The 18,471-nt window shown below is 66.7% G+C and carries 16 protein-coding genes; 7 read left to right on the top strand and 9 right to left on the bottom strand.

The window, feature by feature from the left end; genetic code table 11:
- Positions 1–21: 21 nt before the first annotated feature.
- Positions 22–1,203, top strand: coding sequence for a nitric oxide synthase oxygenase (locus EV192_RS40860; RefSeq protein WP_132124097.1), 1,182 nt, complete (start codon positions 22–24; stop codon positions 1,201–1,203).
- A gap of 2 nt (positions 1,204–1,205) precedes the next feature.
- Here the strand turns inward: EV192_RS40860 and EV192_RS40855 are convergent, their stop codons facing one another.
- Positions 1,206–2,690, bottom strand: a complete 1,485-nt coding sequence (locus tag EV192_RS40855; RefSeq protein ID WP_132124096.1) for an FGGY-family carbohydrate kinase — start codon at positions 2,688–2,690, stop codon at positions 1,206–1,208.
- Positions 2,687–4,093, bottom strand: coding sequence for an L-fucose/L-arabinose isomerase family protein (locus tag EV192_RS40850; protein ID WP_132124095.1), 1,407 nt, complete (start codon positions 4,091–4,093; stop codon positions 2,687–2,689). The genes EV192_RS40855 and EV192_RS40850 overlap by 4 nt, the downstream gene beginning before the upstream one ends.
- A 139-nt stretch (positions 4,094–4,232) precedes the next feature.
- On the opposite strand from EV192_RS40850, the gene EV192_RS40845 reads away from it, so the two are divergent.
- The gene (locus tag EV192_RS40845) at positions 4,233–5,234 is read left to right on the top strand and encodes a LacI family DNA-binding transcriptional regulator (RefSeq protein ID WP_132124094.1); all 1,002 of its coding nucleotides are present in this window, start codon (positions 4,233–4,235) and stop codon (positions 5,232–5,234) included.
- Between the two features lie 211 nt (positions 5,235–5,445).
- Here the strand turns inward: EV192_RS40845 and EV192_RS40840 are convergent, their stop codons facing one another.
- From EV192_RS40840 to EV192_RS40820, 5 genes are all read right to left on the bottom strand, one after another.
- Positions 5,446–7,917 carry a glycoside hydrolase family 172 protein gene (locus tag EV192_RS40840; RefSeq protein ID WP_132124093.1) on the bottom strand — a complete coding sequence of 824 codons (2,472 nt, stop codon included), beginning with the start codon at positions 7,915–7,917 and terminating at the stop codon, positions 5,446–5,448.
- 39 nt (positions 7,918–7,956) lie between these two features.
- A complete protein-coding gene (locus EV192_RS40835; RefSeq protein ID WP_132124092.1) occupies positions 7,957–8,961 on the bottom strand; it encodes a substrate-binding domain-containing protein in 1,005 nt (334 codons plus the stop codon).
- Between the two features lie 11 nt (positions 8,962–8,972).
- Positions 8,973–9,980 carry an ABC transporter permease gene (locus tag EV192_RS40830; protein ID WP_132124091.1) on the bottom strand — a complete coding sequence of 336 codons (1,008 nt, stop codon included), beginning with the start codon at positions 9,978–9,980 and terminating at the stop codon, positions 8,973–8,975.
- On the bottom strand, positions 9,977–11,497 hold the full coding sequence (locus EV192_RS40825; protein ID WP_132124090.1) for a sugar ABC transporter ATP-binding protein: 1,521 nt from the start codon (positions 11,495–11,497) through the stop codon (positions 9,977–9,979). Before EV192_RS40825 ends, EV192_RS40830 begins: the two co-directional genes overlap by 4 nt.
- Positions 11,498–11,613: 116 nt before the next feature.
- Positions 11,614–12,177, bottom strand: a complete 564-nt coding sequence (locus tag EV192_RS40820; RefSeq protein WP_132124089.1) for a hypothetical protein — start codon at positions 12,175–12,177, stop codon at positions 11,614–11,616.
- A 135-nt stretch (positions 12,178–12,312) separates the two neighbouring features.
- Here EV192_RS40820 and EV192_RS40815 point away from each other — a divergent pair, with 135 nt between their 5' ends.
- The 4 genes from EV192_RS40815 (at position 12,313) to EV192_RS40800 (ending at position 15,387) form a co-directional block, all read left to right on the top strand.
- Positions 12,313–12,897 (top strand): DNA-binding protein, encoded by a 585-nt coding sequence (locus tag EV192_RS40815; RefSeq protein WP_132124088.1) that lies wholly within the window; start codon positions 12,313–12,315, stop codon positions 12,895–12,897.
- Between the two features lie 34 nt (positions 12,898–12,931).
- Positions 12,932–13,588: an RES family NAD+ phosphorylase gene (locus EV192_RS40810; protein WP_132124087.1), complete on the top strand. Its 657-nt coding sequence runs from the start codon at positions 12,932–12,934 to the stop codon at positions 13,586–13,588.
- 355 nt (positions 13,589–13,943) lie between these two features.
- Complete coding sequence (locus EV192_RS40805; protein ID WP_132124086.1) at positions 13,944–14,735, top strand: hypothetical protein; 792 nt, start codon at positions 13,944–13,946, stop codon at positions 14,733–14,735.
- Between the two features lie 151 nt (positions 14,736–14,886).
- On the top strand, positions 14,887–15,387 hold the full coding sequence (locus EV192_RS40800; RefSeq protein WP_132124085.1) for a hypothetical protein: 501 nt from the start codon (positions 14,887–14,889) through the stop codon (positions 15,385–15,387).
- A gap of 33 nt (positions 15,388–15,420) precedes the next feature.
- Here the strand turns inward: EV192_RS40800 and EV192_RS40795 are convergent, their stop codons facing one another.
- Together EV192_RS40795 and EV192_RS40790 are read right to left on the bottom strand one after the other, a co-directional pair.
- Positions 15,421–15,978, bottom strand: a complete 558-nt coding sequence (locus tag EV192_RS40795) for a flavoprotein (RefSeq protein WP_132124084.1) — start codon at positions 15,976–15,978, stop codon at positions 15,421–15,423.
- Complete coding sequence (locus EV192_RS40790) at positions 15,975–17,222, bottom strand: helix-turn-helix domain-containing protein (protein WP_165960890.1); 1,248 nt, start codon at positions 17,220–17,222, stop codon at positions 15,975–15,977. Before EV192_RS40790 ends, EV192_RS40795 begins: the two co-directional genes overlap by 4 nt.
- A 729-nt stretch (positions 17,223–17,951) precedes the next feature.
- On the opposite strand from EV192_RS40790, the gene EV192_RS40785 reads away from it, so the two are divergent.
- Positions 17,952–18,389, top strand: coding sequence for a hypothetical protein (locus EV192_RS40785; protein ID WP_132124082.1), 438 nt, complete (start codon positions 17,952–17,954; stop codon positions 18,387–18,389).
- Positions 18,390–18,471 lie beyond the last annotated feature (82 nt).

The following is an 18,471-nucleotide window of genomic DNA, read 5'->3' as shown; positions in this document are numbered from 1 at the left end:
GCCGACTTTGATAACGGTTAGATTGCGCCGGTGACCGAACCCGTGGATCCCGCGGACGCCGAGGACTTCCTCCGGCTCTTCTACACGGAACATCCGAACGAGGGCGACGCGGACCGACGGGTCGCGTGGGTCCGGGCGGAGATCGACCTGACGGGCACGTACCACCACACCACCGCGGAGTTGACGTTCGGCGCGCAAGTGGCGTGGCGCAACAGCGCGCGCTGCATCGGACGGCTGTACTGGCGAAGCCTGCGCGTCCGTGACCTGCGCGCGGTCCGTACGGCGGATGACGTGGCCGAGCACTGCGTGCAGCACTTACGCCAGGCGTGGAACGGCGGCAAACTCCGACCGCTCATGTCGGTGTTCGCCCCGGAGGCACCGAACCGGCCGGCGCCACGGATCTGGAACGAACTACTCATCCGGTACGCCGGTTATCCCACCGAAGACGGTGGTGTCCTGGGCGATCCCCGTTACCTGGGCTTCACCGACCGCGTGACCACCTTGGGCTGGCGCCCCACCGAGCCACGCGGCGCGTTCGACGTGCTCCCGCTGGTGGTCGAGACGCCCGAGGAAGGCCCTCGGCTGTACGACTTACCGGCGGACGCCGTCCGGGAAGTGCCCATCACGCACCCCGAACTGCCCTGGCTCACCGAACTCGGCCTGCGCTGGCACGCCGTTCCGGCGATCAGCAACATACGCATGGTGATCGGCGGCGTCTCCTACCCGGCCGCGCCCTTCAACGGCTGGTACATGGGCACGGAGATCGGCGCGCGGAACCTCGCCGACACCGAACGGTACAACCTGTTGCCCGAGGTCGCCCGCAGACTCGGGCTGGACACAAGCAGCGAAACGACGTTGTGGCGCGACCGTGCGCTGGTGGAGTTGAACCGCGCGGTGCTGCATTCGTTCGCGGCGGCCGGGGTCACGATCACCGACCACCACACCGAGTCGGACCGGTTCCTGAAGCACGTGGCGAAGGAGCAACGCGCGGGCCGGACCTGTCCGGCGGACTGGAGTTGGATCGTCCCGCCGATGTCCGGTTCCCAGACCCCGGTGTTCCACCGGTACTACGACACCGAGCACCTCCGGCCGGAGTTCGTGCTGGACGACGACGCCGCCCACCGAGGCACCCACGGCGGCCCCTCGACGCCACGGCGGGAACGGCCGGGCACCGAGTGTCCTATGTGGAGTTATCTGCACTGATGTCAGCCCGAGGACCGCTGTTGTTCGGCGAGGAAGTGCATGGTGTCCCGGGTCGCCGGGTAAAGGTTTCGGTAGTGGCCGTAGTACTTGTCGTACCTCGCGGTGTTCGCCGGGATCGGCGTGACGGTCTGGGCGATCGGGTTCCATTCGGCCGCGGTCACGGTGGCGCCGGTGGCGATGGCCGCCAGCAAGGCGTCACCGAGCGAGGCGCCGATGGTCTCGGTGGGGATCTGCTGGTCGATTCCGGCGACGTCCGAGACGATCTGGGTCCACAGGCCGCCCTGGGTACCGCCGCCGACCGCCACGACCCGCTTCGGAATGCCGCCGGACTCGCGCATCGCCTCCAGGTTGTGCCGCAGTCCGTAGGCGGTCGCCTCAAGAGCCGCCCGGTAGAGCTCGGGTTGGCCGTGACTGAGCGTCAGACCGGCGACGAGTCCTCGGGCATTCGTGTCAAAAATCGGTGTTCGCTCACCGGCGAAGTACGGCAGCATCAACAGTCCTCGGCTGCCCGGCGGGACTTCCGAGGCGCGCGCCACCAAGGTGGCGAAATCACCGGCGAACAAGCGCCGTAGCCAGTCAGTCACCGCCCCCGAGGTGGCCATGCCGGCGGCCAACGAGTACGAGTCGGGCAGCACCCCTCGGGTCACCCACAGGCCAGGGTGCGGCGTCGGGTCGGTCAGGCCCTGGATCACGAACATCGTGGTGCCGTACATGACCATCACGTCGCCCGGCGCGGTGACGCCGACGCTGGTCGCCTCGGCCCACGCGTCGACTGTCCCCGCGGTCACCGGCAGTCCTCGGGGCAGACCGGTTTCGACGGCCGCCGCCGCGGTCACCGTGCCGACGATCTCGGTCGGCCAGTGCAGGTCCGGCAGCCGCAGGTTCGGCGCGATCCGGGCGCACCAGTCCGTGGCCCAGGTGGCGGTATGCAGGTCGTACATGGGGTCGCACTGGCTGGCCGAGTGGTGGTCCAGCACGTACCGGCCGGTCAGCCGGAACACCAGGTAGGAGCTGGCCATCAGGAGCATCTCGGTCCGGGCGAACACCTCCGGCTCGTGCCGGGCCAGCCAGCGCAGCTTCGGACCCACCGCCTGGCTGGACAACGGCGTCCCACCGCGGGACAGGATCGCGTCCGCGCCGAACTCCGCTGTCATCTCGGCGATCTCGACCGACGCGCGAGTGTCCACTCCGTACAGAATGGCCGGGCGCAGCGGGGCGCCGTCGAAGGACGCGGGCAGCAGGCACGGGCCGATCCCGCTGACCCCAAGCGCGGTGATGGGGCCGTCGGCCGCGTCGACAAGGGCCCGGGCGATCGCCACGAAATCCATCCACCACACGCTGACCGGGTCGTGCTCGACCCAGCCCGGATGCGGTGTGGCGACCTCGTGCGGCCGCTCGAACCGGGCCGCGATCGTCCCGTTAGGACGGACCAGCACGCCTTTCGAGCTGGACGTGCCGATATCAATGCCGATGTACAAGGACGTCATCCTCGGGTGAACTCGTCGAGCGTGATCCCCAGCAGTTCGCACGCCGCGCGGACCGTGGCGCGGTGGTCGCCGGGGACCGCGTGGATGTGGTTGGCGCCGAAGCGGGACAGGAACACGTCCGCCGGCGCGTCCAGCCGGGCGAACGCGTGCGGCCACTCCGGCGTCGACTGCGCCATCAGCTCCTGGTTGACCTCGTCCGAGTACGTCTCGAACGAGCCGAGCATCAGTTGCATCCGGTACTGGCCGTCCTTGCGGGTCAGCCGGCCGAGCGTCATCTCGCCCGGCGCCGCGAGGTGGTGCACGGAGGCGCCGCCGGCCGGGAAGAAGAACACCTCGGGGTAGAGGTGCACCTTGGCCAGGTTCTCGGCCGGGTCGTCGCTGCGGGCCGCGTACCAGGTGGCGTGCTGGCCCGAGTTGCACAGGTCCCAGATGTCCCGGTCGCCGTGGTAGTGCCGCACGTCGGCGAACAGTACCGGGGTCGCCGCGATGTGCTTGAACAACTGCATGGTCAGTGCGCCGTCCATGTCCGCCTCGGTGGCGCACACGTGCGGTTCCTTCGGGCCGTTCCAGTCGTAGGGGTCGTTCAGGAACGCCTCGGCGATGTCCATGGTGGCGAAGTACTGGGTCAGCTCGGGCTGGCCCTTGATACCGGTGAAGTCCAGGTTCCACTCGTCGATCAGCTCCCGCATCGCCAGGTACGAGCCGATCTGACGCTCCAACAGCGCCGGGGTGAGCTTGTTCCCGTCGTAGTGGACGTGCGCGTGCCGCTCCAGCCACTCACGGGCCTTCGCCTTCTCGTCGGCCGGGGCGGCCTCGGCGCGGCGGACGATCTCCCACTGGTCGATCTCCTCCACGTCGACGCCGAACAGCCGCTGCCACTGGTCGGTGTTGGCGACCGCGGTGTTCATCCCCATCGGCCGGCCACCGATCCGGCCGAACGTGCTGCCACGCAACCGGGCCACCGCCGCCGCGGCGGCCGCGTGCACGCCGATCGCGCCGGCCACCGCCGCGGGCTCGCCCCACAGCCGCGTGTGGGCGCGTCCTATCTGGTCGAGCGCGCCGCCCGCGGCCAGCATGCCGACCATCCCGGGCTGGACCGGATCGATGTTGGACAACAGCAGCAACGGCCCCCGGATCGCGCCGGCCGCGAGCATCGTGAAGTGCGGGAACGCCCACACCGCGTAGTGCAGCACGGTCAGGTCGACCCCGGCCGCCTCGATCTCGCGGGCCACGGACGTGGCCAGCGAGTTGGTGCTGACCGGCGCCGAGCCCCGGACCACGGTGTGGCCGGCCGCCGCCAGCTCGGCGACCAGCTTGTCCTCGGTGGTCCGAATGTGCTCGGCGATGCCGCTGTGTACGTAGTCCCGACCGTCGGAAACACTGATCACGCCGATCCGTGCCACGGTTCCTCCAGCTCTTTCGGGCGACCCTGCCCCTCGAACCGAGTAATCGATTACTCATCACGCTATTCTGGGGATCGAGCAGTGTCAACATCGTGGCGGCCTCGCTGAGTGCCGCCATCGTTTCGCAGAGTGAGGCCGTGTGGCGACCATCAACGACGTGGCGACGAAGGCCGGTGTCTCCACCGCGACCGTGTCAAGGGCGCTGAACGGGAAGTCCACAGTGGACCCCAACCTGGTCAGCCGGGTGCTCGACGCCGCCGCCGAACTGGGCTACCAGCCCAACGGCCCGGCCCGCAACCTGCGCCGCCAGGAGACCGCGGTGCTCGCCCTGATCATCTCGGACGTGGAGAACCCGTTCTTCACCAGCATCGCCCGCGGCGTGGAGGACGTGGCCCACGCCGTCGGCTACTCGGTGGTGCTGTGCAATTCGGACGAGAACCCGGACAAGGAGCGGCGGTACATCGACGTCGCCATCCAGGAACGGGTCGCCGGCGTGGTCCTGTCCACCACCGGCGCGTCGACCAATGTGGACCTGTTGACCGACCGCGGCATGCCGATGGTCGCGGTGGACCGGCCGCTACCCGACGTCGCGGCGGACAACGACACCGTCCTGGTGGACACCCGGCAGGCGGCCAAGGAGGCGACCGCGCACCTGATCACGCAGGGCTACCACCACGTCGGCTGCGTGACCGGCCCGGCCGGCATCCGGACCGCCGACGACCGGCTCGCCGGATACCGGGACGCGCTGCGCGCCGCGCGCCGCAAGTACTCGGCCAAGCTGGTCCGCCGCACCGAGTACCGGTCGGACGGCGCCCATCAGGCCACTGTCGACCTGCTCAGCCAGGACGAACGCCCGGACGCCCTGCTCGTCGCGAACAGCACGATGGCGATCGGCGTGTTGGCCGCTTTGACCGAACTGGGCCTGAAGTCAGGCAAGGACGTCGGCGTGGTCGCGTTCGACGACGCGCCATGGGCGCCGCTGGTGAACCCTCCTCTCTCCGTGGTGTCCCAGCCCGCCTACGAGATCGGGACGGTGGCCGCCCAACTCCTGCTGGACCGGATCACGGACGGAACCAGGGTCCCGACCACGACCACGTTGAGCGCCACCTTGATCCCACGAGGCAGTTCGACAAAGCACTGACGGCTTGGTCGCGCCGGTCATTTACGCCCCGCAACACGCCCGGCATCGCCCCGAGCACAGCGGAAGCCGGTCCGAGCGAAGATGTCGGCCGCGTGGGGCGGGGTGGACCGGTGGGGGTGGGCGGCCCCGTAGGGGTCGGCTATGGGCACAGTCCGGCTGAAGGCGACCAAGCCCGCCCGAGCGGAGCGAGGCAATCAAACACAGCCAGACACTAAGTCCTGGTGAGCACCCGGTATCGGGCCGCCGACCAGGCCGGCGGCGACGTCGGCACGAGCTGGACGGTCACGCTTGTCTTGCCCGCCACCAGACTCTGCGGCAGGTCGAACGAATCCTCCAGCCACTTCGACGAAGCGTTGCCCAACGGCTGGACCCACTCACCGGCCTGGACTCCGTCGACCACTACCGTCGCCCGCTGGTACGCCACGGACTGGTCGCCCATCCGCAGCAGGCGCGCGCCCGTGCCGTCCGGTCCGAGCTTGGCGGTGAACGTGATCGGCCCGGTCGTCGACGCCACGCCCCGGGCCACCGTGACCTTGTCGTCCTTGCCTTCGAAAGTCGACGACAACGTGCCGCGGGTTTCCCCGGTCGCCTGGTAGGTGTGGGCGGTGCGGCTGGCGTCGTCCGTCACGTCGACCATGTCGGTCTCGGTGAGGGCGACGGTCGGCTGGCCGTACCAGAACGCCGTGGAGCTGTAGGTCGCGGGCGCGTCGTCCACCGGGCCGTGCTGGATGTCGAAACGCAGGTTTGACGAGAACGAAACGGCATCGCCGAGCATCATCCGGTACGCGCCGGTGCAGTCGTTGACGCAGCCGTCCGCGTTGAGTTCCCACGAAGGGTTGCCCGCGAGCGGCATGGAGTACGTGGTCCCGTCGCGGAAGTACCAGCCGGCTTCGTAGAAGTCCTCGGTTCCGGTGCCGTACTGGATCGGGGACGCGGCGCCGTCGGTGTACACGCGCTCGTCGCCTTCGAGGTACAGGCGCATGTTCCCGTTGGGGATGTCGCCGCGCATGGTGTGCGTGACCCCGTAGAACACTCCGCTGCCGGCCGTGTCGAGGAACGTGTAGTCCTTGCCGGTCACGGTGTGCCCGGACTGACGGGTCGCGTGGAAGTAGCCGATCTTGCCCGACCTCAGCGCCGGCCCGACCGACGGGTCGTCGACCTGGTCGGTCTCCACGGTCAGGTCACCGAGCGCCACACCGCTCTCGTTGACCAGCACCACGGTCGCGTTCGAGCTGTACGGCATCGGCCACCACGAGGTGTACCAACCGTCCTGCGCGTGGTCCATGGCCGACATCAGGGTCCGGGTGTCGTACTCGCCCAGCCCCGAGCCGAAGAACTCGCCGAGCGGGGCGTCCACAGTGGTCTTCCCGTCGAACGAGATCACCAGCCGGACACCGGTGAGCAAACTGTCGGACTGGGTGACCGTGGCCGCGTCGACCGGGTAGCGGAACACGCGGTAGCCCTGCCAGCTCATGCCTTTGATGGCGTAGCCGTGCGCCTGTTCGTCACCTGGGTGGTTCGGGCCGACGTCGACGACATCCGTCCGCCGCCAGTCGCCGTCGACGTTGCTGTGCACGTCGAAGCGGAACTCGTTGACGTCCAAATCGGACGCGATGTACTCGTTCAGTACGGTCACCGAGGACTTGCCCGCGGTCAGCGAGGCCGGGACGGGCATGGACTGGTCCCGCCACTGGCCGTTGGGCAGCGGCGCGCCACTGTCCCAGAAGCCGATCTGGGTGCCGTCGACTGACACCCTGGCTCGTTGGTGGCCGATCTCCGGGTCGTACCGGCGGGTCAGCCGCACACCCTGGTTGGCCGGATCGACGGCGACCTTGAAGGTGGACGAGCCGCCGACCGCGAACGCCCGGCCGTCGTCGCCGACCCGCGGACTGGCCGCGATCTGCGGGATCCGCACGCGCAGTTGGCTGATGTACCCGGATCCGCTCGTGGTGGCGATCTTGCGGGACCTGCCGGCCGCGACAGTGGCATTGACGACCGGGAGCCGGTTGGCCGCGACATTCTGCTTCGGGTCGCGGATCCCGTAGCCGCGCAACTTGGCGATCACGTCGAGCGCCTTGTCCGTCGGATCGAAGGTCCGCACGCCGTCAGCGTCCGAAAAGGACCGGTAGTCGACGTGGTAGAAGCGCGGGTTGGCCTGGATGGTCACCCGCATCGACTCGCGGTACGGCATCGGGACCTTGATCACCGAACCACCGGACGTGTCCTCGCCGTTGCCCACCAACGGCCACACGAACGGCGCGCCGAGCTTGCCGTTGACCACGTCCTGCAGCAACTGGTCGAGCACGACCGTGCCGTCCAGTTCGATCTTGATCCGGCCGTTGTTGACCATCGACCCGAAGTCGCGGGTGAACCACATCGAGTCGATCTGGCCCGCGCCGGTCCGTTCCGCGATCACACAGCCGGTCGCTGTGGTCCGCAGGCACGAATAGGTACCGTTGAAACCGTCGTCGTTTCCGCCGGTACGGTCGAAACTGGAGAACTGGCGCATGATCGCGCCTGGTCTCAACCGGGACAACTGGTTGAGATCGCGATAGACCTGCCATCCGATCGGACCCTTGTCACCGGTGTCCGCCAGCCGCGGCGCGGCCGAGGCCGCGCCGGGCGCGAACGCGATGACGAGGACAGGGACTACGGTGGATGCGAGCAGGGATCGAATACGCATCCTGGCCTCCTCATGTTCTGTTGTGGCGCGCTGGGGTTCTCAGCCGCCGTTGGCTTTCGCGTACACCTCCGTGGCGTTCTCCTTGGTGATCAACTGGGTTTGCAGCGTCTGCGTCTTCGGCACCTGCTGGCAGTCGACGAGGATCTGCTTGGCCGCGGCCACCGCCTCCTTGCCCGCGGTCGGGTAGACGAAGGTGGCGGACAGCCGCCCCGCCTCCACGGCCTTGATCCCGCCGGACGGGATCGGCAGGGCGTCGATGCCGATGAACTTCAGGCTGTCCTGCTTGCCGGCGGCCTTCGCGGCCAGGTAGGCGCCTTCGGCCATCGGGTCGTTGTGCGCGTAGATCACCTGGACGTCCGGATTGGACTTCAGGATGGCGTCCGCCTTCTCCTGGCCCTTGTCGCGCAGCCAGTCGCCGTCCTGGCTGACCGCGATGTCGATGTTCTTGCCCTTGATGGCGTCCCGGAAGCCGTCCCCGCGTTCCTGGGCCGGGGTCGACCCGGCCAGGCCGCGGATCTCAGCGATCTTTCCGCCGGAAGGCAGCAGTTTCTCGGCCACGTACTTGCCCGCCTGCCGGCCGATCTCGGTGTTGTCCGCGCCGATCCACTCGGTGTACGCGTCGCCCTCCACCTTGCGGTCCAGCACGAGCACCGGGATACCCTTGTCGTAGGCGGACTTCACCACCGCGGTCAGCGGCTTCGCCTCGTTCGGGCTGATGATCAGCAGGTCGATCTGCTGGGTGACAAAGTTCTCCACATCGGACACCTGACGCGCGTTGTCCTGTTGGGCGTCGGTGAACCGGACCTCGAACTGCGGCACACCCTTGGCGGCCGCCTTGATGTCGTCGTCCATCCGTTGCCGGTAGGGCTCGGCGACGTTGGCCTGGCTCATGCCGATGACGTACTTCCCGCCCGTGCCCTTGCATTTCGTGGACGCGCCGGTGGTCTGCCCGCCACCACCGCCGCTGTTCTCGGAGGTGGTGCCGCAGGCCGTGAGCACGACACAGGCGGCGAGCAGGATGGTGCCGCTACGCAGCGATGACATGTTCCCTCCAGTCAGGCCGCCGGCCGGAGCCGTTGCAGCCCGGCCACGACCACGATGACGAATCCCGTGATGAGCAACTGGATGTCGCTGTTGACCCCGTTGAGGGACAGGATGTTGTTCAGCACCCCGATGAGCAGGGCGCCGGCGACCGTGCCGCCGACCGATCCCCGGCCGCCGGCCAGGCTCGTGCCGCCGATCACCACCGCCGCGATGGCGTCCAGCTCGTAGCCGAGGCCGTCGTTGGGGCTGCCCTGGTTGAGCTGCCCGGCGTGGATGATCCCGGCCAGCGCGGTCAGCAGTCCGCAGATCCCGAAGACGATGATCTTGACCTTGGTCACCGGGATACCGGACAGGCGCGCGGCCTTCTCGTTGCCGCCAATGGCGTACACGTGTCTGGAGAAGGCGCTGCTCCGCAGGAACAACGTCGCCAACACCGCGATGACGACGAAGATCAGCGCAGGAATCGGGACCAGGCCGTTGAACGTCCGCTCGCCCAGCAGCGAGAACGCGACCGGGGCCTCGCCGGGGTCGGTGCCGTACGAGATGGCGATGCCCTGCCCGCCGGACCAGATCCGGGCCAGGCCGCGCGCGATCTGCAGGCCGGCGAGGGTGACGATGAACGCCTGGATCCGGAACGCGGTGGACGCGACACCTTGCAGCAGGCCGAAAACCAGGCCCACGACCAGCACCAGCAGGACCGTGGGCACGACACCCCAGTCGTTGTTCACCATCAGGTCGGCCGACGCGACCGCGGTGAGCCCGAGGACCGCGCCGACCGACAGGTCGATGCCGCCGATGAGAATCACGAACGTCATGCCGACCGCGATGATCCCCTTCTCGGAGATGGCGCGGACGACGTTGAACAGGTTGCCGCTGGAGAGGAAGACGAGTTCGCCGTTGCGGCTCGGCGAGAACAGGATCGCCGCCACGAACACCGCCACCAGCCCGAACAGGCTCTGGAAGCGGAAGACCGTGGTCCGGATGGTGTGCCGGCGGACGCCTACCACCTCAGCTGTCACAGCGGAACCACCTCTCCCATCGACGCGGCCAGCAACTCCGCTTCCCCGGCGTGCGCGGTCGGCAGCTCGGCCACGTTCTGGCCGCCGCGCAGGACGATCACCCGGTCGCAGACCCCCACCAGCTCGGCCAGTTCCGAGGACGCCAGCAGCACCCCCATGCCGCCCTCGGCGAGCCGGCCGAGCAGCTGGTAGATCTCGGCCTTCGCGCCGACGTCCACCCCGCGCGTGGGTTCGTCGAGCAGCAACAGGCTCGGCTCGGTCAGCAGCATCCGGCCGAACACGACCTTCTGCTGGTTCCCGCCGGACAGGGCGCTGACCGGGTCACGCACCGAGCCGAGCTTCACCCGCAGGTCGTGCACCATCCGCGTGGTCTCGGACATCTCCTGGCGCCGGGAGACCACCCCGAACCGCGCGATTCTGTCCACAATCGACAGAACGGTGTTGGCCAGCACCGAGTGGTCGAGCGCGAGCCCGGAGATCCGGCGGTCCTCGGGAACGAACGCCAGGCCGAGCCGGACCGCGTGCCGGGGGCTGCGGGGCCGGATCGGTTTCCCGTCGAGGCGGATCGACCCACGCCACGAGCCGCCCGCGCCGAACAGCGTCTCCAACAGCTCCGTACGGCCCGATCCGAGCAGGCCGGCCAGCCCGACGATCTCGCCGTGCCGGACGGTCAGGCTGATCCCGGCCGGGTCGCGGCGGCCGGACCGGTGCCGGGGCACCACCAGGCCGTCGACCTCGAGCAGGGTGGCGCCCTGGGCGGCCGGGTCGTGCGCGAACATGGTCTGCACCGGCCGGCCGATCATGGCCTCGGCGGCCCCCTCGGCGGTCATCTCCCTGGCGTCGAACTGGGCCACCACGGACCCGTTGCGCAAGACCGTCGCGCGGTCGGCGATCCGGCCGATCTCGTCCATCCGGTGGGAGATGTAGACGATCCCGGCGCCGGCCCGCCTGAGCTCGGTGATCACCGTGAACATCCGGTCCACCTCGGCCACCGACAGCGCCGACGTGGGCTCGTCCATGATCAGGACCTTGGCGTCGAGCGACAGCGCTTTGGCGATGCTGACCAGTTGCTGCTCACCGGTCCGCAGGTCACCGACCGGCCGCCGGGGATCCAGGTCGATTCCGGTGCGGCGCAACAGGTTCCGCGTCTCCCTGAGCATGGCGCGGCGGTCCAGGGTGCGCAGCCGGGTGCGTGGCTCGCGGCCGAGGAAGATGTTGTCCGCCACCGAGAGGCCGGGGACCAGGTCGAGCTCCTGGTGGATCATGGCGATGCCGGCGCGTTGGGCGTCGGCCGGTCCGTGGAACCGGACCGGTTGGCCGTCGACCGTGACAGTGCCCTCGTAGTCGGCGAGGTCGCCGGACAGCACCCGCATCAGGGTCGACTTGCCCGCGCCGTTCTCGCCGAGCAGCGCGTGCACCTCGCCCGCCCGTACGGCGAAGTCAACGTTCCGGCACGCCCTGACCCCTCCGTAGGACTTGCTGATCGCGGCCAACTCCACCAGGACGACACTGTCCATCCGCACCTCGCCGACCGGCTTCAGTAAACGATTACCCGAGACGCTAGGGTCGGCCGCGCGCACATGTCAAGGTTCGACGCGATGAATGACTGATCGGTTGTTATCTGTCTCCGCCGTCAGCTGACGACCGCATGGCCGCGTGCGGACAGCTGGTATCCGATCTGCAGGCTTTCGGTCAGGCCCAGTTCCTTGAGCTTGCGAACGTCCGCTTTGAACGTCCGCGTCTCCCGGCCGAGCTCGGCCGCGAGGTCTGAGGCGCGCGCACCGGGCTTGGCCGCGATCATGTGGAGAACCTGTCGGGTCCACGGACCATGGGGACTGCGTTCGTCCATTTGGCGCAGTCTGGCGCGGATCTCTTCCATCTCGTCGTCGGACGGGACCGACGAGCGCAGGGAGATCCGCGGGTCCTCGCCGACAAAGCGGAGCGCGATCCGGTAGACGTCGCCGTCGCGGGTGGACAGCGTGGCTTTGAGCGCCGCGAGATCGGGGTACCCGGCACGCATGGCCTCGTCGGCGGTGACGGCGTCCGGGTCGATTCGGTCGACCGCGTCGATCGCGAGCACGCCGACCAGCGTTCGTAGAGTCCCACCAGCACGGACCGTGGGTTTGCGCCATCTGCGGAACGCGAGCGTCACCTCGCCCCGCTGGATCCGCTCGAGCACGTCGACCCTGATGAGCATGGACATACCGTACTTCGGCGGGCATAGTGGGTGAGGCCTGTACGCACAGTGTTGGACTATGTGCGATTTGTAGTCTTTTTCGTGAAAACATTCACAAAGGCGCACGAACCCGCACACGCGCGCTACTCTAGGCGAATGAGCATCGCGTTGGAGACGGTTCTGGCCAAAGCGGGCCTTCGATCCAGCCCGGACGAGTTCCTCGGCCTGGTGGAGGACGCGGCCAGACGGCTGTCCCCGCCGAACCCCAACCCGGCCGAGTACTTCTCCGCCGACCAGCGGGAGACGCTCACCGAAGTGGGCCTTGACCTGCGCCCCCGCCAGCCCCACGAACCGGACTCACGGGCCCGTGCCGTGGCCGCGCAGGCGGTGCTGCGGGACTCGGCACTGACCGTGTCCGACGCGGCTGACACGCTCAAGGTGGACACCAGCCGTGTCCGGCACCGCCTCGCCGCCGGCCGACTGGTGGGCTGGAAGGACCGCGGTGGCTGGCGGCTGCCGGCCTGGCAGTTCACCGGCTCCGGCGTGCTGCCCGGCCTGGAGATCGTCCTGGCCGCCCTGCCCAACGACCAGCCGCCGCTGGTGGTGGCCGCGTTCATGACCACCCCGCAAGAAGACCTGCAGATCGGCGGCGCCCCCGGCACCCCACGCCAGTGGCTGCTCGCCGGCGGAGACCCGGACCGGGTCGCCGCGCTCGCGGCCGTCCTAGGCACCCCCGCGTAACACAGAGATCGGACGACACGCTAAGTCTCAACGTATGTCCCGGCTACCCCAGCCGCCGCCCCCGGCTGCGCTGAAATCGCTGCTGCGGATCGACGAGGACATCGTCGCCGTGCACACAGCCACCCGTCTTGTCCGCGTCTTCGCAGCGGGCGGCGCCCACAGACAACGCTGGAACTCCTTCCGCTACACCGGCCCCCTCCCCCACGGCCGGTTCGACCCACACCCACCCGGTCCGGAAGGACGGCCGGCGGACAGCCCCGGCAACGGCGTGCTGTACTTCGGCCTCTCGGTGCGCACCAGCATCGCCGAAGTCTTCCAGTCCACCTCCATAGTGGACAGAACAACCCGCCGTCCCCACCTCGTGGTCTTCCGCCCCCAACGCACCCTCCGTCTCCTCGACCTGGCCGGCCTCTGGCCCACCAGAGCAGGCGCCTCCCAAGAAATCAGCAGCGGAGCCAAAGCAGTCACCCAAACCTGGGCCCGCGCCATCCGCTCGGCCCACCCAGACCTCGACGGAGTCTGGTACAGGTCCTCAATGGACGGCGGAGAACCAGCGATCTGCCTCTTCGATCCCCCATCAGGAACAGCGATCCCCCCGGCCCCGGACATGCTCCTCCCCCTGGACCACCCAGGCCTGGACCTCCCCCTAGGCCGAATCTGCGAAGACCTGAACTACACCCTCCTCAGCTAAAAATTCCGAACAAAGCTCCCACACAGGCGAGCGAACCGAAAACAATTGCCCACCCTCACCATCAGCGAACAATTACCAACTATCGACTCAACATAATGGCGAACCTGGGCTTTGTGACGCTCATGGTTGCCCATGCGTAGCTCCTGTTCCTGCGGTGCCGATTCGCCGGCGTCTCCTGCGAGCATCCTAAGCGAGCGCGATTTGACCACCTACATCAGCGACCGAGTTGAGGCAGAGAAATGACTTCACCACAGTTCGCGACGTGTGGTGGTGCTCGCCGTAAACGGGCTGTCCTGCAGTCGCCTGCCCGTGGGCGTGTCAAAAAGATCTTTTGTCCAACGCACCTGGATAGCGGATGCTGTCGATCTCCCTGCTGTTTGACACTCAACAGATGCCTCGTTGCCGCGCCCGCACCAAGACCAACACACTCTGTCAGAACCGCGTGGCCAAAGCTGGGCAACGCTGTCAACTCCACAGAGGGCAACCCGAAGCCGGCCCGCGGCATCCCAAGGCGCAACGGCAGAAGAGATCGACAACGACGTCGACCCGCGCGATGGGGCGGCAACACAGCACGGCTCCGACACGGCCGACGTCGGCTCACTCGACACGGGAAGCCGCGCAGGCGCGACGGCGGCAGAAGCGCATCGACGAGGCCACCGAGCTGTGCCGCGAGATCCTGACCGACGGCTGGCAGGAGACAGTTGCGAGCCGCGCAACGAACTACGTCACCAAGGAAACCTGGCGGGCACTGTTTGGCAGTCGACGGACCAAGCATTGCAAGGTACTCGCTGATCTCGCGAACTCCATCCTGTCGGGCAAGCAGAAACTTCACAATCTCTTGGGTTCGCTCGTGAAATGGATCATGTCACGTCTGGGAGCAGGCAAGGTTGAGCAGAAACTCGTCCAGGAACTCGCCGCGCGCCTCCCGTTGCCCTGGGATGCCAAGCTGGTGGCAGTGGCTCGGGGCGTTCAGGTCACGGGCATTCTGCTGTGCCTGGCTGACGGTCGAGACCTCAGTCGATGCCAATGCTTCATCGAACTGGCATTGACCGAGACCAAGACGCGCGTCAAGAAGATGCTTTCAGCGGCAATAGAGGACTGGGCAAATCTGGCGGCGTTTCCGTCGAGTACGGCGGCGAGTATGTAGAGGGATTCGTCTGCCGGCGCGGCTTTGGTGCTCATTACCTTACCACCAGTACAGAAAGCTTCTCCCACCGGCGCGTCGTTCCGAGCTAAGCAAACTTCCCGTGAGACGATGTGCTCGTAGCAGGCAGTTATATTCAAGGGGATGCACGCCAATGACCGACGAAGCAGAAACTACGAGTGCCGAGTTTGATCGGTCCATTTTGGCCTGGCTCGAAGAAGATATTGGCGCGAGGCTACTCGCCTACCTGCTTGGCAATGATCTCGACTCCATTCCCTCGTTGATCTCAGGCGAAACTCAACTCAGCGCCGAGCAGGCTGCTATTCTTGCGGAACTCGCCCAGTTTCGAGATCAGATACCTGACAACCTTGGTGATACTTCAGTCAAGGACGTTGTGAGTTTTGTTCTTACTCGGCTCGATCAAGTCAGGAGAGATCCCCGCCAGAACTTTGCGGAACGCGCGGTGGGCGCTGAACAGATACCTGCGGGACAGGATGACCTAGAGCGCACGCTGGAGCCCGATGAATATCCACTTTGCCAAGAGGCACTCGACGTTGCCGTTCGCGCTGTGAAAGTCCTCGCAGTTGATCGCCTAGATATCCTTGCTCTGCCTGACGGGGCACGCCGGAGTGCAACTTTTCTTCTCGGGGCCTAACAATCTACACACCGCCGAGCTGACTGTTTCCAACTAGCTGTCAGCAGCAATCCGTTCTACCGCCGCCAACCCCACCCCCCACGGATAATCCGCCAAGTTCTTCGAGCCGTGGTGCGGCACATGCGGCTCGTACCCGCCTGGCCCCAGGAGCACCCGCACGTCAGCCTCCCGGAGTTCCTTGACACTGCGCCCAAAAGCCGGATGCGCGGCTTGGGCGGCATTCAAGAAAGGCAGGGCAACCAAGGGTATTCCCAGCCCAATGCCTTCGGTCAGGAGCCCGAGGGCCAAGGTATCGGCAATCCCGGCCGCCCACTTGTTCAAGGTATTGAAACTCGCCCCACCAACCAATATGGCACTGGCCGGCGGCAAAACGTCCGGCGTGCCGGGGTCTTTGTACTCCGATCGGACTGGGTAACCGGTTTGCTGTTCCAAGGCGACCGCATCAATGAACTTCAGCGCTTGCGGCGTGGCAATAACACAGACGGTCCAGCCACGCTGCTGGGCCAAGTCAACAAGCGTGCCAACTTTGCGAGCGGCTGGCGTAGCGCAGGTAATCACGTACAGCACGCGTTCGGGCGTATTTTCGGTCATACCGCGACTCCCACAGCGCGGGCAATGTTCGCAAGCGGAGTTGGCGGATGCAGTCCACGCGGATAACTGCGCACCAAATCCGCAAGAATCTGCCGCGTCAACTGTCGACAGCGGACTTCTTCCGGTGCCAGTTGGTCGGCATCCAGCAAGGTGACGGCGGCGGCGTCACGTTTGCCCCATTGCAAGTAACCGCGGGTAACGTCCAGCAAGTAACTGGCCCGACGTTCACGTGGCAACCGGAGCAGATCACCGGAGGGGATGGCCTGGGCGGCTTCAATGACCAAGCCGCCAGCCTGCATGTCGGCCAGCGCAGCTATTTTGTGGACCCGGACGTTGGTAGCGCCAAACGCCGTCCAGTTCTCGTTGCGGTCTACCCCGAGCCGTTCGGCAACGGTCAGGGCTTCGGCTTGCAAGTCGCGGACCTCTGCTGCTTGGTGCAGTCGGGCTGCTGCAATCGAGCCCTTGAGCAGCAACATGCCGTAGCAGGACACAAAGGCTGGATCGTTAGCTGTGAGATGCGGCGACAAGCGGTCGGCGGCAGCCCGTACGAGCTGGACGGCCTGGGCGCTTTGGCCGGTGGCAATCAGGGCGTAGGCCACCCGCCGCGCCGCACTCCCAATGAGCGTCGGATCTTCGGTTTGCTCGGCAAGCTGGATGCTGCGGTCCGCGGCCATCCAGCCAAGCTGCGCGTCACCCAGCTTGAAGGCCGTTGCGGCCGTCAGTTGGTAGGTCCAGGCCAACCAGGTTCGGGCTGTCGTCTGCGGTACGCCGTCCAGCTGCCAGACCGACGCTTGGGCGTCGCGGATGAGGTTCGGCAGTAGTTCGCCAATCGCTTGGTAGTTGGCAGCTTGGAAGGCCATCCAGCCGTAACGCACCAGGCGTTCCAAGGTGGCAAGGTTTGGTTCCGGTAGGACATCACCGTTCGGGCGGAAGATGTTGGTCGTGACGTCGTAGCGGGCCAGGGCGGCACGAATGGCTGCAACCTCGCGGTCGTCCGGACAACGCTTGGCCTGGTCGATCTGCGCCGGCTCGATGAGCGTCGCCAGGCTGACGTCCAACACGCTGGCGATCTGCCGCAGGACTGACAACCGGTCCAGCTGGCGGTCACCGTTGCGAATCTTGTCCACCCAACTGAGTGAACGACCCATGCGGTCGGCAAAGACTTGGCGGGTGAGGCCCCGTCGGCGCATCCAGTACAGCACCACTTCGGCGGTTCGGTGCCGCTGTTGCTCCTCGTAGTCCATGTCTTGCTCCAAGCCTGTGGTAGCTGCGACATCTACTCGGGCTACTTCAGCGTATCCGGGGAAGCTGAGTCCGAGTCCCACGAAGTTGCACAGTTTGTACAGGGTCGGGCAGCCAACACGGCTTAGCGTCCCGTTTGGCGCTCGGTTCGGGCCACACTGCCTCCCCTGAGTCGAGCGCCACCCGAGAGAAAACCTTTGCCCGCCAGGCATTCCCTTGAGGAGTTGGTGATGTCACGCAACCAACCGCGGTTCGCTGCTGGTGTTCTGCGAACGGAGACCACCCGTGCCTGACCTTTCCTTCTGGCTGCTTGTCTCCCTGGCCGTGGGGTTGTGGGCCGTCGTGCTGGTTCGCTGGCTCTGGGCGAAATCTGGATGGAAAGCTCGGTTCGCAGTCTGGCGCTGGCGGCGACAGGATCGGGCTTGGCGGCGGTGAGGGTTTGCCATGCTGTCGCCCGGCTTTCGCCCAGATTGGGAAGCAGTCTACGTCCGGGAAGCCTTTGAGGTGCGAGTGCGGGCTGCCGAAGTCTTGGCGGCGGTGGGAACCGAGCAATTGGGTCAAGTGGCCTTGTGCTGGGCTTGTTGCTGGGCGGAAGTATCTGCCGCCAGCCTTGCATCCAACCTGGAATTGGCCGATCTGGCCTGGATCCGGGCCAATGAGTGGTTGCGGATTTGGCTTGGGATGGCGGGCACCGGACAAGAAACACATGAAACTGTGAGAGGAACAACCCCATGACGGACACACTGACGCTGCACGTTGTCGAACCACCGGTTGACCACCACACCAAGGTGCTGTTGTCCTGGGCCGAAGAACCGTGTCCGGCCTGGTGCGATGGCAACCATCCGGATTGTCCAGAACACATGTCCAGTGAATGGATGTGTTTTGTGGCGCTGTCGATGGAAGTGCCGACAGTTGTTGCAATGGATGGCGGCAATGGCACGACCGTACCGGTCGTGCTGCCCAAGGAGCTGGAGATCTACTTGGAGCAACGGTTTCGGGAACGAGTGCCCCAGGTAGTGGTGGGCGAACGACCATCTGGCAGGCAGCAGCTGACGCTGCTCCCTGCCGAAGCCGTGCATCTCGGAGAAGCGCTCTTGCGGCTGGCGGGGATGGCGGTGGATGACACCGTGTTGGTGGAGTGCAGCGGGTGTGTGGGGCATGAGGCGTAGAGGGTAGGCGGTGGGATGGTCAGGGTGCGCCGGGGGTGTACCCTGACTATTCCTTGCGTGGTAGTTTGAAAGCAAACTACCT

The sequence above is a fragment of the Actinocrispum wychmicini genome, from assembly GCF_004345645.1.
Classification (GTDB): Bacteria; Actinomycetota; Actinomycetes; order Mycobacteriales; family Pseudonocardiaceae; genus Kibdelosporangium; species Kibdelosporangium wychmicini.
Note: the sequence above shows the minus strand (reverse complement) of the source record. Positions and strands in the feature narration are given on the sequence as shown.